Consider the following 16390-nt stretch of genomic DNA (forward strand, 5'->3'; position numbering starts at 1 on the left):
CCGCGTCACGTGGGGACTGCGCTCGTCATGCCGGTGTCCGGGTCTCCGGTGCCCACTCCTGCAGATTCCGTCCGGGGGCGAGGAACTCCACATCCCGGTCCGTCGATCCCTCGATGATCTGATCGGCGACGACATCGCCCATGACCGGCGCGAATTTGAATCCAGCCCCGGAGAAGCCACACGCCACCACGATCTGTTCCGTGCCCGGAACCGCTCCGACCATCGGCTGACCGTCCGTGGTGTACCCCTCCATGTTGACCGTCGTCGTGATCGGATCCGGATGGAGCCCGGGAAAATACTCTTCGACCACATCCCGGAAGTAGCGAACAATGCTGTGGCCCACAGTCAATGCCGGATTCTCGGTGTCATAGACGATGGGATGACCGCTGGTATAGATGCCGACCTTGACCGTAGCCCCATCGATGGTGGGAAAGCCGTACGCGCGGATGTCACCCACTCGTTCGAACACCGGAAACCTCGACGACCGATAGGCGTCGACGTCGCGGGTCAGGTACCACGCCTGCACGAGCCGTCTCGGCAATACCGTCGCCGCGGCTGCCGGCAGCAGGTCCCGCGCCCACGGGCCCGGCGCAACCACCACACGGCTGTAGCGGCGGACACCCTCGGCAGTTCGCACCGTTACACCGGCACCGTCCGGCTCGACGCCCAACACCCGGGTGTAATCGGAGACCGTCGCCCCGAGAGCCCGTGCGCGGTCCACGGCGGTGACGACACTGAGTTCGGGTCGGAGGAAACCCCCGAAGGGATCGGTGATCGCGGCGTCGGTCGGCCGTACCAGGTGTTGGGGGTACCGTCTGGCGAGCTCCGTGCTGTCGAGCAGCTCGTGTTCGAGCCCCGCCGCCATTGCCGACTGATGGGCGAGAATCAGTGCGTCGCTGTCGTTCGGCCCGAGAATGAGACCGCCCGTGATCTCGAGCAGCCCGCGCCCGGTGGTGTGCTCGAGTTCCCTCCACAGACCGAGTGCGTCGAGCGCCAGGGGAGTGCATTGATGAACACGTTGGCTCTGCGCCGAGAACCGCCGGGTCTGGCCGGCCGAGGCGCCGCGGTCGTGACCGACCCCGAAACGCTCGTATCCGTGGACCCGGACGCCACGCTCGGCCAGGCGCCACAACGCCATGGACCCGATCGCACCGAGTCCAACGATGGCGACCTCGGCGTCATCTTTCGAAGGCTGTGTCATGGAGCTACTTTCGGTGTGGGGAGTCGGTGGGGGAGTCCGCCGCAGCTAGCGGCGGCGCTCTGATAGCGATGTCCGCGGCTGACCCGCGGACCCGGCTGTACATGTCACGCACATTCCACCCTGCATTCTGATATTTTACTAGAAACATCACAAGGGCGTGGAATGGACGGAGAGACGACCGTGACGACAAGCCGGGACACGGAGCTGGTCTCGTTGCGCCGCGCGCTGCACGCCCACCCCGAACTGGGATTCTGCGAGATAGAAACCGCAGCGCGCATCATCGACGAACTCGCCACGGCGGTCGACACACTCGAATTCGGCAGCACGGTCTGCGCCGTCGCAGAACTCGCCGGCCTCCCACCCGCCGAGGAACTCGACCATGCACGCCGCCGCGCCCTCGAGGCGGGCATCGAGCCCGAACTGGTGGAACGCCTCGGCCACGGCAACACCGGCGTCGTCGCGAGCGTGCGGGGACGCAGGCCCGGACCGGTCATCGCGCTGCGATGCGACATGGACGGACTTCCCATCACCGAGTCCGAGGACGCCGCTCACCCGCCGTTTCGCGGCGGCTTCGCCTCGGAGGTCTCGGGCATCATGCACGCCTGCGGGCACGACGGCCACGTAGCCATCGGCGTGACGCTGGCGAAACGCCTCGCTGAAGACCGGAACTTCGCCGGCGAGCTCAGGGTGATCTTTCAGCCCGCAGAAGAGGGCGTGCGTGGGGCGCGAGCGATGGTGGCCGCGGGCGCCGCACGCGGCGTCGACGTCATGCTGGGGCTCCACCTCGGGATCGGTCTCGACGTGGGAACCGTCGCGAGTAGCACCTCAGGGGTGATGGCCACCGAGAAGTGGAAGATCGAATTGACGGGGGCCCCCGCACATGCCGCCCTCGCCCCGAGCGAGGGACGCAACGCGCTGTTGGGCGCCGCGACGATCGCCCTCGGATTGCACGCGCTACCGCCGTTCGCGCAGGCAACCACCCGTGTCAACGTCGGCAAAATGACGGCCGGCACCTCGGCCAACATCATCGCCGACAGCGCAGAAATACACTGCGAACTTCGTGCCGACGACACCGACGTCTTCGCGGAGTTGACCTCACGGGCCCGTGACGTCGTCCTCGGCGCCGCCGGCATGTACGGGCTCGGCGCACGGATTGATGTGATCGGCAGCGCGGAGGTTGCCGTCTGCGACTCGGAAATTGCCCGGGCCCTGGACCGATGCGCACACACCGTGGACGACATCACGAACGCTCTACCGACCGCCCCGATGTCCGCGAGCGACGACGTCACCCTCTTCATGGCCGACGTGCAGCGCCGCGGCGGGAAAGCCACCTTCGTCCTCGTGGGTGCGAGTAGCCCGGCCCCGCATCACCATCCTCGATTCGACATCGATGAAAGGTCGCTGCCGATCGCGGCCGACTGGCTGGAACAGTTCATCCGCACACAGGACTACCATCGATGATATTTCACGGTCTGTCCCACGACCCCGTGGAGCAGGCAGGGCCGACGACGAAGGAGTTCGAGACAGTGGAGATCAGCGGCGGGGCGCGGGTTGGCTCTGCCACCGGCGCCAGTGCAACGGAAAACGCATATCGGCATATCAAGCGCCTCATTTTGACCAGCGAACTCGCCCCCGGAACCGAGCTACGCGAGGCCACACTCTCCGAATCGACAGGCTTCGGACGCAGTCCCGTGCGCGAGTCGCTACGGCGGCTGGTACAGGAAGGCTTCGTAGACGTCCGCGCTCGCCAGGGCTATCGGGTGTCGGTAGTGACCATGGCGAGCGTCAGAGACCTGTTCGAGATGCGGCTCCTCCTCGAACCGGCGGTCGTCGAGCTCGCGGCAGAGCGAGCGCCGATGGCCGAACTGGAGGCACTGCACTCACTCGCTCACCAAACCTACGTCAGCGGAGACATCCATAGCTACGAGAAATTTCTCGAAGACAACCGCGAGTTCCATGTCCGGATCGCCCAGGCGTCCGGCAACGAAATCTTCACCCGAACCCTCAGAACGTTATTGGAGGAAATGCAGCGGCTGTTCTTCATCAGCCTCGACGGGAGCGACTCCGTTTCAGAACAGATGCACGAACACCACGACCTCCATGATGCACTGCTGGCCCGTGACGGAACACGGGCGCGCGAGATCATGATCGCGCAGATCGAGGCCAGCCGGGAACGCGTTATGGAGGGGCTGGTGGGCGCCGCCCAGCGGCCGCGCCGTGCAGCAACAGGGGTCGTTCTGTCGAGCAGTTCGTCCTCAAAGCGAGGTTACTAGCGGGCAGCGACTCACGGAACGTTGCATCTCTCCCGTGGCCTACGGTCTGACGGCCAGTTGAAGCGTCGCGGCAGATCGCATTGCTGCGTACCAACGACCTTTCCATCGGGAAACTGCATCCTCCCACGAAATTTCGGGTGCAACTATCGCGGAATCACGTGTCCAGCCGCGTATGGGTCGCTGTTCCGAACGTGCCGGCGAAGGGGATCAGTAGCAGTACCAGCATCACCGTGAGCAGCACGATGACGGCCTCGTAGCGGTCGCTTCGGCGCATCAGGCGGTTGCGGCTCCACAGTCCGAGCCGCCACCACCGGATCGGTGTGGGTACCGGTGCCGGTTCCGCGGGGCGCATTGGTCACCTCCAGCAGGGTTCCGCTTGTCCTCCTTCGATTGTGCGACGGAACCCGAGGCGGTGTTCTCGCACGTTGTCCGGAAGGCCGTGGAACGCCGACGGAGGTGTTCTAGGCGGAGTGCTTCTGGATGTATTCCTCGACTGCCTCGCGCATGAGTTCGCTGGGCTTGCGGTGCTGACGCTGCGCGAGTTCGTCGAGTTTGTTGCTCAGCGGCAGTGGAAGCCGGACTTGGCGTTTGGGGGAGGCACCGCTGATGCCCGCGTCCTGCGCCAGGGACGGGCGGCCGGCGCCAACCCTCTCGAGTAGGGCCTTACCGGCGGCGGCGGCGTCCGCGCCGCGCTTGGCGGTGGCTGAGTCCTTCGGCAGCGTCATGTCGTGCTCGGCCCACTCAGCGAGCTCGTCGTAATCGGTATTCTTATCGTTGCTGTTCATTGGTATGTCACCTCTTTTGGGTGGTGGTGCTGGGCGATCTGTTCGGATACCACTGGGTGGGTGGTGCATCGGGTTGCGGTGCCGGGTTCCTTCGCCCCCGGCGCCTGACGGATCAGGGACGGTCCCTCATGCGAGCGAGGTGCTTTTCCCGCGCCTCCATCACGTGGAAGACCACCATGCCTCGCGGTGGAACGATCTCCACCATGACCTCGAGCAGCGGCCCACCCAGTGTCCGCGGGGGACCGATGAACAGCCAAGGCTTCGCGTGACCGGGGACGCGGGGCTCGTCGAACTCCTGCTCGACGTAGAGGGCGTTCTCGATCGCATGCAACGCGTCCTCGTGGTCGATCCCGTGCTTGTCCGCGCTGTTCGCCCATTCGACTGCCACACGAATACTGTACTACAAAATCGATGGTTTCTGTAGTACAATATCCCGGTCGGGTGATCATCGACGACCGCCAGCGTTGGTTGTTTATCCAGACGGCCAAGAATCCTGACGCAAAGCCGGGAGGATCGGCAAGCCGACTGCTCGTTGTGTCGGGTCAGCCGCACTCCACAGCGGGGAACGACCTGATACGGAATCAGGCTTGTCAAGGAGGCAAGGCGAAGCGGCGTCCATGACCGTCGTCGTGGACGCCGCTTCCTGTTGACTGGAAGGGTCCGCGGGTTGTGACGAGCGTGTCGGCATCGACGCGTTGTCAGTCTGACCCGATATCGAACAGTGTGCGGACAGTGGGGAATCCGGGCGGACGGGTTCTTCTCTCGCATCGTGGTGATCGCCGATCAGTGCGCAGCGTCGGTCCAGCGCAAGCTGGATCTCCGAACGTTGTGGCGATTGCTGGGCTGCTCTTGACAGCGACTCTCGGTAAGCGAAGACTTACCGTTCGTAGGTACTTACCAAGCTGGAGACGAATGGGGTGCGCTCGCTGATCGGACGAGGCGCACGATTCTCGAGCGTCTGGCCGAGGGTCCGTGTGCGGTCGGTGAGCTGGCCCGGGAGCTGCCGATCAGCCGGCCTGCGGTTTCGCAGCACCTGAAGGTGCTCAAGGACGCCGGGCTGGTGGGTGATCGGGCGGTCGGCACGCGCCGCATTTATCACCTCGACCCGGCCGGGATCAGCGTGCTGCGCTCGCAGCTCGACCGGTTCTGGGCACAGGCCCTGACCGCGTACAAGGACGCGGTCGAACAACCCGCAGGAGAGGTCATGACACAGACACATGCCGAGTCGGTGCACAAGCAGGTCGTGGTGAACGCAGGTGTGGAGCGAGCGTTCTCGCTGTTTATCGAGCGATTCGATGCGATCAAGCCGCGTGAGCACAACATCATGGCGGTCCCGATCGCCGAGACCGTGTTCGAACCGAGGGTGGGCGGCAACATCTACGACCGCGGTGTGGACGGCACCGAATGCCGGTGGGCGCGGGTGCTGGCCTATGAGCCGCCGAGCCGGGTGGTGTTCAGTTGGGACATCAACGGGCACTGGCAGATCGAGACCGACCCGGCCAAGACCAGCGAGGTGGAGGTCCGGTTCATCGCCGAATCCGCCGATCGCACCCGGGTCGAGGTCGAGCACCGCAACCTCGAGCGCCACGGCCCGGGTTGGGAAGCGGTCCGCGACGGTGTCGAACACGACGCCGGGTGGCCGCTCTACCTGCAGCGCTACCGTGGCGCCGTCGACAGTGAGCAGCACTGATGGCACCGATCACGACCAGCATCGACGTCGACCGCCCACCGAGGCAGGTGTTCGCCTGTCGTCACCGACCCGACCCGCTTCGCCGAGTGGCAGAAGGGCGTCGTCAGCGGCCACATGGACGGTGACGGGACCTCGCAGGTCGGCGAGAAATGCCTCACCACGCGCCGCATCGGGTTCGCCGAGCGTCCGGTCACGTCCGAACTCACGCACATCGACCCGCCGAGAACATGGGGTGTGCACGGTGTCGACGGCCCGATCCGTGCCGTGGTGAATGTGTCCGTCGATCCGCTCGATTCCGGACACCGCTCCCGGGTGACGATCGCCGTCGACTTCGAAGGCCACGGGATCGGGAAAGTTCTCGTGCCACTCGCTGTGCGCCCCCAGGCCCGTAAGGAGATGCCGAGCAATCTGGCCGCACTCCAGCAGCGTCTGGAAGCATCACCGGCACAGCCGAACTAGGCGGGGTACATCCTCGCCACCCGGGATGGGGCTGCTCATCCTTTCGGCGCACGCTGCGTGCTCGTGCGGATGGGTTTGGGGTGGGTTTCGTACATGCGGGCGGCGACGACGAGGGCGCAGGCGCCGCTGACGGCGGCGGCCGCCCAGACGGCGGCGTGCATGCCCATCAGGTCGGCGACGATGCCGCCGGCGATGGCGCCGACGGCGTAGCCGCTGTCGCGCCAGACCCGGTAGATCCCGACGGCGCGGCCGCGCCAGGCCGGGTGCGCGACGTCGCCGATCACGGCGAGCAGGGTGGGGTAGACCATGGCGGTGCCGGCTCCGAGCAGCACAGTGCCTGCGGCCCACCCGAGGAAGGCGTCTGAGGCGGCGATCAGGGCGAGGGCGGCAGCCTGCAGGGTCATGCCGGCGGTGATCAGGTGCTTGCGGCCGATGCGGTCCGACAGGGCGCCGGTGACCAACTGGCCGGCGCCCCACACGCCGGGGTAGAGGGCGAACAGCAGCCCGATCTGGCCGGCGCCCAGGTCGGCGGTGGCGAACAGCAGCGGGAACAGGCCCCAGGAGAGCCCGAAGTTGAGGTTGTTGACCAGGCCGGCCTGGCTCGCCGAGGACAGGGCGGGCTCGGTGAAACTCGTTGCCATGGCGATCTGCCGGTCGGTCAGGTCCGCGTGCAGGTGGTCGTGCGCACCGTCCGCGCGGGGGATGTGCTGCGCGGCCTCGAGACGGGCGTGGTCGCGGGTTTCGTGGATGAACACCCCGGACAGCAGCAGCGCGAGGGCGGTGTAGGCCAGTCCGAGCAGGAACGGGGCCGGTCGCAGGCCGAACTGCTCGGCCAGGTACCCGGCCAGCAGCGAACTGACGGCCACGGCCCCGTAGCCGGCGGCCTCGTTCAGGCCCATCGCCAGGCCGCGGCGGGCGGGGCCGACCAGGTCGATCTTCATCACCACGGTGGTCGACCAGGTCAGGCCCTGGTTGATGCCGAGGAGCACGTTGGCGGCGACCACCCACCACCAGTTGGGGGCGGCGATGAGCATCAGCGGGACGGGAATGGCGAACAGCCAGCCCACCAGCAGCACCGGTTTGCGGCCGTAGCGGTCGGAGAAGGTCCCGGCGAGGTAGTTGGCGGCGGCCTTGGTGATCCCGAACGCCGCCACGTAGGTGAAGATGAATGTGTAACCGGTGAGGGCGAATTCGCCTGAGGCGAGCAGCGGCAGCACGGTCTGCTGCTGGCCGACCATGCCACCGACGAGGGCGTTGACGGCGACGAGCAGGCTGAACTGGGCCAGGTTGGGGCCCAGGCCGAGTCGGATCGGCCGGGGCGAGGTGGTGCTCATGCGCCGGTCTTCGCTGATGTGCCGGTCTCGAGGGTGCGGCCGGTGGCGGCGGCCCAGTCGTCGGGTCCGCCCTCGAACACCGTGAGGTTCCGGTGCCCGGCGCGTTCGAGCAGGCTCGCCGCGCCCATCGCGCGTTCCCCGTGCCCGCACATCACCACGGTCGGCTCGTCCGGCAGGTCGTCGACCCGGCCCGGGAGGGCACCGAGTTCGATGTGGACGGCGCCCGGCAGATGCCCGGCCAGGTATTCAGGGCGTTGCCGGATATCGAGAACCCGCACGCCCTCGACCCCGTCGGGGCCGGTCAGCGCCGTGGCGGCCACCTCGAGTTCCGCGGCGGTCCAGGCGGCGAGGCCGCCGCCGAGTTCGCCGATCAGGTTGTCGTACCCGATCTTCAATGCCTGCCACACGATCTCGTTCACGTCCTGATCGGGGTCGCGGACAATGATCAGCGGCCGGTCGGCCGGGGCGAGCCAACCCAGCCAGCTCGCGAACACCGGCCGCAGCGGAATCGAGAGAGCGCCGGGGATGTGGGCGGCCGCGAAACGGGCCAGCGGGCGCACATCGATCAGGGCGGCGCCGCCGGCCAGCCGGGCGCGGACGGTGTCGACGGTCAAGGCTGGCAGCACCGGATCCTGGTCGAGGAGTGGGGGACCGAGCCGGTTGATCTCGCCGAGACGGAGGAAGTACGGCGGATAGCTACCGAGGGATCCCAGCAGTTGGTCGACGAAGGTGTCCTCGTCCCGGGTGGCGAGCAACGGGTTGGTGGCGCGCTCGCGGGCGATGGTGCTGGTGCGGTCCGCGCCCGGCGGGGCGGAGCAGAACGACCCGGCGCCGTGGGTCGGCCAGACCGCGACGTCGCCGGGCAGCGCGGCCAGGCGCTGCAGGGAGGCGTACTGGGCGCGGGCCAGGACTTCGGTGCGATCCGGTCCGAGCAGGTCGGTGCGGGCGGCCGAACCCACGATCAACGATCCGCCGGTGAACACCCCGACCTCCTTCTCGCCGTCGAGGAGCAGGAACGACAGGTGCTCGTGGGTGTGCCCGGGCGTCATCAGTGCCCGCAGCCGCAAACCGCCCAGGTCCACCTCGTCGCCGTCGCGCAGCCCGGTATGCGGAAACTCCCGGTCCCCGGCCGCCGAGGCCAGCACCCGCGTTCCGCCGGTGGCACCGAGTTGGTGGGCGCCGGAGAGGAAGTCGGCGTGCAGGTGGGTGTCGGCGGCGAACGCGACGGTCAGCCCGCGGCGGGCGGCCGCGGCGTGGACCGCGCGCAGGTCGCGGCTGACGTCGACCGCCAACGCTCGGCCGTCGCCGAGATCCACGAGGTAGGCGGAGTTGCCGAGCCCTTCGTCGATGAGCGGTACCAGATCGATTCCGGCCATGGTGTCTCTCCTGTGTCGACTAGGTCGGGTGTCGCGGTGCAGTGCCCCGACTCCATGTTCTACACTATTCCAAAGATGATTGGAGAATACTATGGGTGATCGGATCGCGAAGACGGAGCTGTTCGACCAGTTCGCCCGGGTCGGCAAGGCGCTGGGCAGTGGCAAGCGGCTCGAACTGCTCGATCTGCTCGCCCAGGGCGAGCGCACCGTCGACGGGCTCGCCCGCGCGGCCGAGTTGGGGCTGACCACCGCGTCGGCGCATCTGCAGACCCTCAAGCAGGCCAATCTGGTCGCCACCCGCCGCGAGGGCACGAAGGTGTTCTACCGGCTCGCCGGTGCGGATGTGGCGCAGCTGTTCGCGCTGGTCCGCACGGTCGCCAACGAGCACCTGCCCGACGTCGAAGCAGCCCGCGCTGCCTACCTGGGTCCGGACACCGACCAGGTCAGCAAGGACGAGCTGCTCGAGCGGGCCCGGTCCGGGAAGGTGACGGTCCTCGACGTGCGACCCCGCGAGGAATACGAGGCCGGGCACATCCCGGGCGCGGTGTCGATCCCGTGGGATGAGCTCGCCGATCGTCTCGCGGATCTGCCCGAAGATCAGGAGATCGTCGCCTACTGCCGCGGCGCGTACTGCGTGTTCGCGCACGATGCGGTCCGGTTGCTGACCGACCACGACCGGCAGGCCTCGCGGCTGGCCGACGGCATGCTCGAGTGGCGCCTGGCCGACCTGCCGGTCGCGACCTGAATCTCCCTTCTTCCGGCGATCGTCAGTCGAGGGTGAGCTGCCGCCGGTGGAAGTCGAAATGCTGAGCGGGGTAGCGGTAGAGGTCCTCGAGGGTCATGTAGTCCGCGAAGAACGGATCCCACCGGCCGGGGAAGTGCATGCCGCGCTGCAGGTCGTTCTCGGCCTCCGCCGCCAGACTCCGCAGGAGTGAATCGATGACCTTGTCGCATTGCCGCACCATGCGGTGACGGTTGAATACCCGGGCCGCCTGGCACGTTCCCCGATAGTTGACCTCGTCGAACAATCGCGTCGAGGCGTTCTGGGCGGCGGCGAAGCGGCGACTGACGCCGTCCGGTAGCCGGCCGAGGAGCCGGACCAGGATCAGTAGACGGCGCACCACCATGTAGCCGAACACCATGTGAAACAACAGTTGCTCGTTCGTCCAGCGGGTGCCCTCGGAGGGCCGGTCGAAGCCCTCGGAGCTCGCGCCGCCGACCAAGCGGTGAAACTCAGCCCTAACCCGCTCGAATTCTCCGGCGATCTCCCGCCGGTCCACACGCTTTGACCTCGACATCACTGCCCTCGCCTGCGATCGCCTCAGCACCCTCGGTACGGACCATCTTCCTCCGGCCTCAGCGCCATTGCGATCGACTGCCCAGGTCGCAGAGTCAGCAGATGCTCGAAGCTCTTGATGAGGGATCTTTGAATTTATAGTTCGGCATTCCAGCGCGATCAGCGCCGCCGCCGGGTGGGCCCACGACGCGGTCGCCGACATACATCAGAGCGTGGCCGCGGCCCTCGCCATGGCCGTGCTGGTCGGGGGTGCTGCCCGGTGTCATTGGCGTCGGTGCTCGGCGCACAAGGATTCCGGAGGGGCCATGATGCGGACTCATCCATCCGGGTCGAGGCCATGCGGGCGTGGGGATCTCGGCGATCCGTCGTACCCCGGTCACTGCGTGCGCACGGATACCTACGGGGTGCTGGTGATGTCGGTGTCCTTCGCGTTGTCGTACTCGTCGTTGATCAGCACGGTGGTGCGGTCGGGGCGGTCGATCATCGAGGCGGCGATGGAGGATCGGTAGCCGGAGGCGCAGTGCACCCAGATCTCCCCGTCGGGGAGGGTGCCCTGTCGGTCGGCGAGTTCGTGGAGCGGGATGTTGATCGCCCCGTCGATGTGGCTGCTGTCGTATTCGTTGCGTTGGCGTACATCGAGGACGGTGATGTCGTGCTCGGGAAGTCTCTCCGCGAGGGCGGGGAAGTCGGCGACCCGGTAGGACCGCAGTTCGGTGCCGGCGACGAGGGTGTGGATTTCGCCGATCGCGGTGCCGGTGAGGTCGTCGATGCCGATGCGGACCAGTTCGCGGCGGGCGTCGGTGACCTGGTCTTCGTTTTCGCCGATCAGGGTCAGGGGTGCACCCCACTGGTAGAGCCAGCCGAGGTAGGTGACGAACGAGTCCGACAATTCGAAGCCGAGGGTGCCGCCGAGGTGGCCGGCGGCGAAGGCGGTGCGCTCGCGCAGGTCCACGACCCATTCGCCGGCCGCGATGCGGCGGCGGAGCTCGTCCGGGTCGACGGGTTCAGGTAGCGACAAATCGACCGGGGCCGGTCCTTTGGTGTTGATCACGCCCATGTGGGCGTAGTAGGCGGGATACTCGGACAGTCCGGCGATCAGTTCGTCGACGTAGCTTTGCTCGTCTTGGGTCAGGGCGGGGTTGGTGGTGCGTTGTTCGCCGACGGTGGAGGAGTCGCCGGCGGCCGGGGTGGCGGCGCAGAAGCTGCCGAATCCGTGGGTGGGGTAGATCTTGGTGTCGGCGGGGAGCTCGTCGGCCAGGCGGCGCACCGAGTGGTACTGGGCGTGGGTCAGTTCCCGGGTGTGGGCCTTGCCGAGGAGGTCGGTGCGGCCGGTGGTGCCGAAGAGCATCGATCCACCGGTGAAGACTGCGTGGGGGGTGCCGGCGGTGTCACGGAGGACGTAGCTGACGTGGTGGTGGGTGTGACCGGGGGTGTGCATGACCTGCAATTGGATCGGTCCGGCGTCGATGACGTCGCCGTCCTCGACGGCGCGCCGCTGGTAGCCGACGTCGTCGCCGGTGGGGACGGCGTATTCGGCGCCGACGGTGCGGGCCAGCTCGAGGCCACCGGTGACGTAGTCGTTGTGGATGTGGGTCTCGAGGACGTGGGTGATCCGCACGCCGCGGTCGTGGGCGAGAGTTAAGACCCGGTCAATGTCGCGTTGTGGGTCGACGACGACGCCGACAGCGCCGTCGCTGACCAGGTAACTGCGATCGCCCAGGCTCGAGGTCTCGATGATCGACACATCCATGACTCGTACCTTCCTAACATATTCTCTGGTGTTCGCATGCCCGGAGGGCATAGGTGAAACGGTGTGATGCAAGCCGCCCGCGGCATCAGCGCAGCAAGATCGTGTCGATCAGCACGTAGGCGGCGACGGCGAAGACGAGATAGGCGAACCACCGCTGCAGCCGGTCGGTGTCGACCTTGGTGCCGAAATGACCGGCGATCAGGGACCCTGCGATCGCGGTTCCCGCGAACGCGAAGGTGATCGCCCAGTCGATGCTCGCGCCGCTCAGGTGCGAGACCAGACCGGCCGCCGAGTTCGCGACGATGATGACCAGCGAGGTGCCGACCGCGACCGACATGTCCAGACCGAGCATCAGCACCAGGGCGGGGATGATCAAGAATCCGCCGCCGACACCGAACAGGCCGGTCAGAAATCCCACCGCGACCCCGGCAGGGATCGATCGGGGGGCGCAGCGGCGCCAGTCGATCCCCGAGTCCCCGACCTCGCAGGCCGTGCCGGTGTCACCACGATCCATCAGCATCCGGATCCCGGCGACGACCATCACGGCAGCGAAACCGACCATCACCACCGATTGCGGCAGCAGGCGCCCGATCGCGCTGCCGGCGAAGGTGGCGGGAATGCCGCAGGCGGCGAATACCCCGGCCATGCGCCAATTCACTTGGTGCTCGCGAATTTTCGGGACGGCTCCGACGAGGGAGGCGACACCGATCACGAGCAGGGAGATCGGAATGGCCTGTTCGAGGTCGAGGCCGAGGCCGAAGACCAGCGCGGGGACGGCCAGGATCGACCCGCCGCCGCCGAGGAGTCCGAGCAGGACACCGATGATCGCCCCGAGCGCGAGTGCGATCGTTATTTCCACATAACTCCTTTCGCCATCAGCCGTGGGGGCGGGGGCGGGTGTGGTTACCGGTCGCCGGTGTCCTGGGAGAGGGTGTCGATGGCGGCCTGCAATGCGGCGGTGGCGTCGTCGGCGACCGCCCCGAGCCCGGGTTGGTCGGCGACCTGAACCATCACCTGCGGGTTCATCGCATCGACCAGCACCGCACCCGGATCAGCCGGGTCGGCGCGCACGACGACGTTGCACGGCAGCAGCAGCCCGATCTGCCGGTCCACGGTGACCGCGCGATGGGCGAGCGGCGGATTGCAGGCACCGAGGATCAGATAGTCCTCCATGTCCTCACCGAGTTTCGCCTTCAGGGTGGCCTTCATATCGATCTCGGTGAGGACCCCGAAGCCTTGGTCCGCCAGGGCTTTGCGGGTGCGGTCCACCGCGTCGGCGAACGAGGTGTGCAGGGTGGTCGACAGTGCGAGCGTCATGAGCGTGTGCTGCCTTTTCTCGGAGAATATGGGATGGGATCGGCCGGTCACCTGCCCCGATCATCGTCCCGATGGGGCGGGAGACGCCGCGACGAGGCGCGGTACGCCGAGGCGGTGCAGCGGCAGACTCGCCGGGCACCACCCCGCCGCGCCGAACAGCAAAAGGTTGGCCCCGACGAACCTGGTGAGCAGCAGCCACCACAACGAAAAAGCCACGGTGAGTGCGAGGCTCGCGAGCACCATCGTTCCGGCCAGCAACGGGACCACCCGCTCGATCGTCCAGCCGCGGGCGGGGAGAGCGTCGGTCATGGTCGCCTTTCGTCGACGTCGAACGGAGGTCGGGGTGAAAGTGGCTCAGGCGAGGGCGAGGAAGAGTTTCTCGAGTTCGGCCTCGGTCATCGGCTCCTTGCCTTTCTCGGCCGCCTCGCCGGTGAGGCATTCGCGTAGGCCGGTGGCGACGATCTTGAACCCGGCCTTGTCCAGGGCCCGGGAGACCGCGGCGAGTTGGGTGACGACGTCCTTGCAGTCGCGGCCCTGCTCGATCATCGAGATCACCCCGGCGAGTTGCCCGTGGGCGCGGCGGAGCCGGTTGAGTACCAATGCGATGCTGTCTTCGTCGCCGACCATGGCGGTTTCCTTTCCTAGACCTCCCCCCACTGTACCCCCCGGGGTATCGGTGCGGGGTGGGTAAGGGACGCGCCGACTCACCTCCGCACCGGCCTCAGTGCGAGAAGTTGATCTTCGGCAGCACCATGCGCAGCCACGCCGGTGACCACCAGGCGGCGTGCCCGGTCAGCCGCAGCAGTACCGGCAGCAGGATCAGCCGGATCAGCACCGCGTCGAGGAGCACGGCGACACCGAGGATGATGCCCATCTCCTTCGGGGGCAGCGGGTCGGCGAGGGCGAAGGTGAAGAACACGGCGACCATCACCGCGGCGGCGGCGAAGATCACCCGTCCGGAATGGGCGAGGCCGTCGACGTGCGCGACCGTCGGATCGCCGGAGTGTTCGTAGTGTTCCTTCGCGGTGGCGAGGAGGAAGACGGTGTAGTCCATGGCGATTGCGAAGATCATGGCGAAGAAGAACGCCGGCCCCCACCCGTCGAGGAAGCCCTGGGGGGTGAAGCCGAGCAGGCTCGCGCCGTGGCCGTCCTGGAAGATCAGCTTCGCGACCCCGAATGCGGCCGCGGTCGAGAGCAGGCTGACCACGGTGCCGAGGAGTGCGATCAGCGGGGCCTGCAGCGCCACCAGCAGCAGCACGAACCCGAGAACCAGGATGATCCCGACGATCAGCGGGAGGTAGTCGTTGAGGGCCTGCTGCAGGTCCAGGTTCTCCGCCGGTGCGCCGCCAACCAGGGCGCCTTGGGGTAGGTCGGCGCGCAGGGTGTCGAGGATGGTGCCCATTCGTGTGTCGGAGGGATCGACGGTCGGCATGGCCTGCAACATGACGTAGTCACTGCCGTCGGGGGCGGGCTGCGGCGGCGTCACCATCGCGATGCCGTCCGTCGCCGCGGCCGCTGCGGCGGTCTCGGCACCGCCCGTGGTGGGGGTGATGATCTGCAGCATGCCCGGTGCACCCTCGCCCATCTGGGCCTGGACGAGTTCGTAGCCCTGGCGGACCGGGGCGTCGGTGGGAACGACCTCGATCGAGGGCATCGCGACCTTCAGTCCGAGCGCGGGGACCGACAGCGCGATCAGCACCAGAAGGGCACCGATCGCGAACGGCCACGGGTGGCGATGCAGCAGTTCGCCCCAGGCGGCGAACCGCGGCGAACGGTGTATTTGCCGCTTGGCGTAGGGCAGGGAGCCGGCGTTGACCTTGCCGCCCAACGCGCCCAGGGCGGCGGGCAGAAGCGTCATCGAGGCCAGCAGGACGAAGAACACCGCGAGCATGATCCCGACGGCCATCGTCCGCACGGCCGGCGCGGGCACCAGGAGAACGGCGGACAGGCTGACCAGCACCGTGATTCCGGACAGAACCACGGCCTTGCCTGCGGTTTCCATGGTGTCGGCCACGGCGGCACGCGGTGACGAGGCGTGACGGATCGCATCGCGGAAGCGGGCGACGACAAACAAGGCGTAATCGATACCCAGGGCAAGTGCGAACATCATCGCGAAGTTCATCGCCCACACCGAGATCGGGAAGACCTGGTTGAGCAACACCAGGCCGCCCGCCGAGGCGACGAGCCCGGCCAGGGTCAACAGCAGCGGCAGCCCGGCGGCGACGAGAGACCCGAACGCGAGCACCATGATCGCCAACGTCACCGGCCAGGAGAACAATTCCGCCTGAATCATCGCGTCGTGGTTCGCCTTGTTGAAGTCGCTCCACAGTGCGGATGCGCCGGTCGGGTACACCTCGATTCCGTCGCCGGAGAGGGCGGTCAGTTCCGCTTTGCGTTCGTCGACGGCCTTGACCATGTCGTCGGTGCTCGCGTTCGCGCCCGCAATGAGGATGCCGGTGTGCCCGTCCGGGCTGATCGACGTCCCCGGCTGCGGTGCGATCACCGCACCGAACCGTGGGTCGCCCGCGAAGACGGTCCCGACGTCGGCCAGGGTGTGCTGCATCTGCGGGCTGTCGATGGTCTGAGTATCCGAGTGCACGACCACCTGCACCGCGGCCGAGGAATTACCCCCGAAATGCTGCTCCGCGAGCTCGCGGACCTGCACCGACTCCGATCCATTGGCCTGCCACCCGGCACCGGCCAGCGAACTGAACACCGACGGCGCGGCGGCACCGAGGGCGACCAACAGGATCAGCCAGATGCCGAACACCCATTTCGCGTGCCCGGCCATGGCCGCGCCCATGCGGCCGAGCACACCGCCCTCGGTGATCGGCTCGGTCCTCGGGGCGTCGCCGCCCAATGCCGTACTGCGGGTCATACAAGTCCTCCTCGAGGTGATGGCAAAGCG

The 16390-nt window shown here is 67.3% G+C and carries 17 protein-coding genes and 2 pseudogenes; 6 read left to right on the top strand and 13 right to left on the bottom strand.

Features of this window, described 5'->3' with window-relative positions; all coding sequences use genetic code 11:
- Positions 1–25: 25 nt before the first annotated feature.
- Positions 26–1201 (bottom strand): N-methyl-L-tryptophan oxidase, encoded by a 1176-nt coding sequence (gene solA / locus GO592_RS38395; RefSeq protein WP_007295986.1) that lies wholly within the window; start codon positions 1199–1201, stop codon positions 26–28.
- Between the two features lie 180 nt (positions 1202–1381).
- Between solA and GO592_RS38400 the strand changes: the two genes are divergently transcribed.
- The gene (locus GO592_RS38400) at positions 1382–2662 is read left to right on the top strand and encodes an amidohydrolase (RefSeq protein ID WP_039950566.1); all 1281 of its coding nucleotides are present in this window, start codon (positions 1382–1384) and stop codon (positions 2660–2662) included.
- Between the two features lie 65 nt (positions 2663–2727).
- Entirely contained in the window at positions 2728–3474 is a 747-nt protein-coding gene (locus GO592_RS38405) for a GntR family transcriptional regulator (protein WP_012686895.1), read from the top strand.
- A 160-nt stretch (positions 3475–3634) separates the two neighbouring features.
- Here the strand turns inward: GO592_RS38405 and GO592_RS38410 are convergent.
- From GO592_RS38410 to GO592_RS38420, 3 genes and pseudogenes are all read right to left on the bottom strand, one after another.
- Positions 3635–3826 (bottom strand): annotated as a pseudogene (locus tag GO592_RS38410) (hypothetical protein); the annotation flags it as partial.
- A gap of 109 nt (positions 3827–3935) precedes the next feature.
- Entirely contained in the window at positions 3936–4259 is a 324-nt protein-coding gene (locus GO592_RS38415; RefSeq protein WP_007295982.1) for a ribbon-helix-helix domain-containing protein, read from the bottom strand.
- A 112-nt stretch (positions 4260–4371) separates the two neighbouring features.
- Positions 4372–4647, bottom strand: coding sequence for a hypothetical protein (locus tag GO592_RS38420; protein WP_007295981.1), 276 nt, complete (start codon positions 4645–4647; stop codon positions 4372–4374).
- 498 nt (positions 4648–5145) lie between these two features.
- On the opposite strand from GO592_RS38420, the pseudogene GO592_RS38425 reads away from it, so the two are divergent.
- The 3 genes and pseudogenes from GO592_RS38425 to GO592_RS38435 all read left to right on the top strand — a co-directional run.
- Positions 5146–5445 (top strand): annotated as a pseudogene (locus GO592_RS38425) (ArsR/SmtB family transcription factor); the annotation flags it as partial.
- Between the two features lie 18 nt (positions 5446–5463).
- Entirely contained in the window at positions 5464–5949 is a 486-nt protein-coding gene (locus GO592_RS38430; protein ID WP_039950563.1) for an SRPBCC family protein, read from the top strand.
- Positions 5950–6063: 114 nt separating this feature from the next.
- Positions 6064–6408, top strand: coding sequence for an SRPBCC family protein (locus GO592_RS38435; RefSeq protein ID WP_007295979.1), 345 nt, complete (start codon positions 6064–6066; stop codon positions 6406–6408).
- A 35-nt stretch (positions 6409–6443) separates the two neighbouring features.
- Here the strand turns inward: GO592_RS38435 and GO592_RS38440 are convergent, their stop codons facing one another.
- Both GO592_RS38440 and GO592_RS38445 read right to left on the bottom strand, forming a co-directional pair.
- On the bottom strand, positions 6444–7742 hold the full coding sequence (locus GO592_RS38440) for an MFS transporter (RefSeq protein WP_012686896.1): 1299 nt from the start codon (positions 7740–7742) through the stop codon (positions 6444–6446).
- Positions 7739–9118 (bottom strand): MBL fold metallo-hydrolase, encoded by a 1380-nt coding sequence (locus tag GO592_RS38445; protein ID WP_007295977.1) that lies wholly within the window; start codon positions 9116–9118, stop codon positions 7739–7741. Before GO592_RS38445 ends, GO592_RS38440 begins: the two co-directional genes overlap by 4 nt.
- Positions 9119–9209: 91 nt before the next feature.
- Between GO592_RS38445 and GO592_RS38450 the strand changes: the two genes are divergently transcribed.
- Positions 9210–9863, top strand: coding sequence for an ArsR/SmtB family transcription factor (locus GO592_RS38450; protein WP_007295976.1), 654 nt, complete (start codon positions 9210–9212; stop codon positions 9861–9863).
- A gap of 22 nt (positions 9864–9885) precedes the next feature.
- On the opposite strand, the gene GO592_RS38455 is transcribed toward GO592_RS38450, so the two are convergent.
- The 7 genes from GO592_RS38455 to GO592_RS38485 all read right to left on the bottom strand — a co-directional run bounded on the left by GO592_RS38455 (position 9886) and on the right by GO592_RS38485 (position 16360).
- Positions 9886–10416 carry a DinB family protein gene (locus GO592_RS38455; RefSeq protein ID WP_039950538.1) on the bottom strand — a complete coding sequence of 177 codons (531 nt, stop codon included), beginning with the start codon at positions 10414–10416 and terminating at the stop codon, positions 9886–9888.
- A 396-nt stretch (positions 10417–10812) separates the two neighbouring features.
- The gene (locus tag GO592_RS38460) at positions 10813–12165 is read right to left on the bottom strand and encodes an MBL fold metallo-hydrolase (RefSeq protein WP_007295974.1); all 1353 of its coding nucleotides are present in this window, start codon (positions 12163–12165) and stop codon (positions 10813–10815) included.
- Positions 12166–12250: 85 nt separating this feature from the next.
- On the bottom strand, positions 12251–13024 hold the full coding sequence (locus tag GO592_RS38465; protein WP_202715230.1) for a sulfite exporter TauE/SafE family protein: 774 nt from the start codon (positions 13022–13024) through the stop codon (positions 12251–12253).
- A gap of 44 nt (positions 13025–13068) precedes the next feature.
- Entirely contained in the window at positions 13069–13482 is a 414-nt protein-coding gene (locus tag GO592_RS38470; protein ID WP_007296768.1) for a DUF302 domain-containing protein, read from the bottom strand.
- Positions 13483–13542: 60 nt separating this feature from the next.
- Entirely contained in the window at positions 13543–13791 is a 249-nt protein-coding gene (locus GO592_RS38475; protein WP_007296769.1) for a YgaP family membrane protein, read from the bottom strand.
- A gap of 45 nt (positions 13792–13836) precedes the next feature.
- Positions 13837–14109 carry a metal-sensitive transcriptional regulator gene (locus GO592_RS38480; protein WP_012686900.1) on the bottom strand — a complete coding sequence of 91 codons (273 nt, stop codon included), beginning with the start codon at positions 14107–14109 and terminating at the stop codon, positions 13837–13839.
- A gap of 94 nt (positions 14110–14203) precedes the next feature.
- The gene (locus GO592_RS38485) at positions 14204–16360 is read right to left on the bottom strand and encodes an MMPL family transporter (RefSeq protein ID WP_007296771.1); all 2157 of its coding nucleotides are present in this window, start codon (positions 16358–16360) and stop codon (positions 14204–14206) included.
- Between the last annotated feature and the right edge of the window lie 30 nt (positions 16361–16390).

Source organism: Rhodococcus sp. 21391, from assembly GCF_016772255.1.
Taxonomy (GTDB): Bacteria; Actinomycetota; Actinomycetes; order Mycobacteriales; family Mycobacteriaceae; genus Rhodococcus_F; species Rhodococcus_F opacus.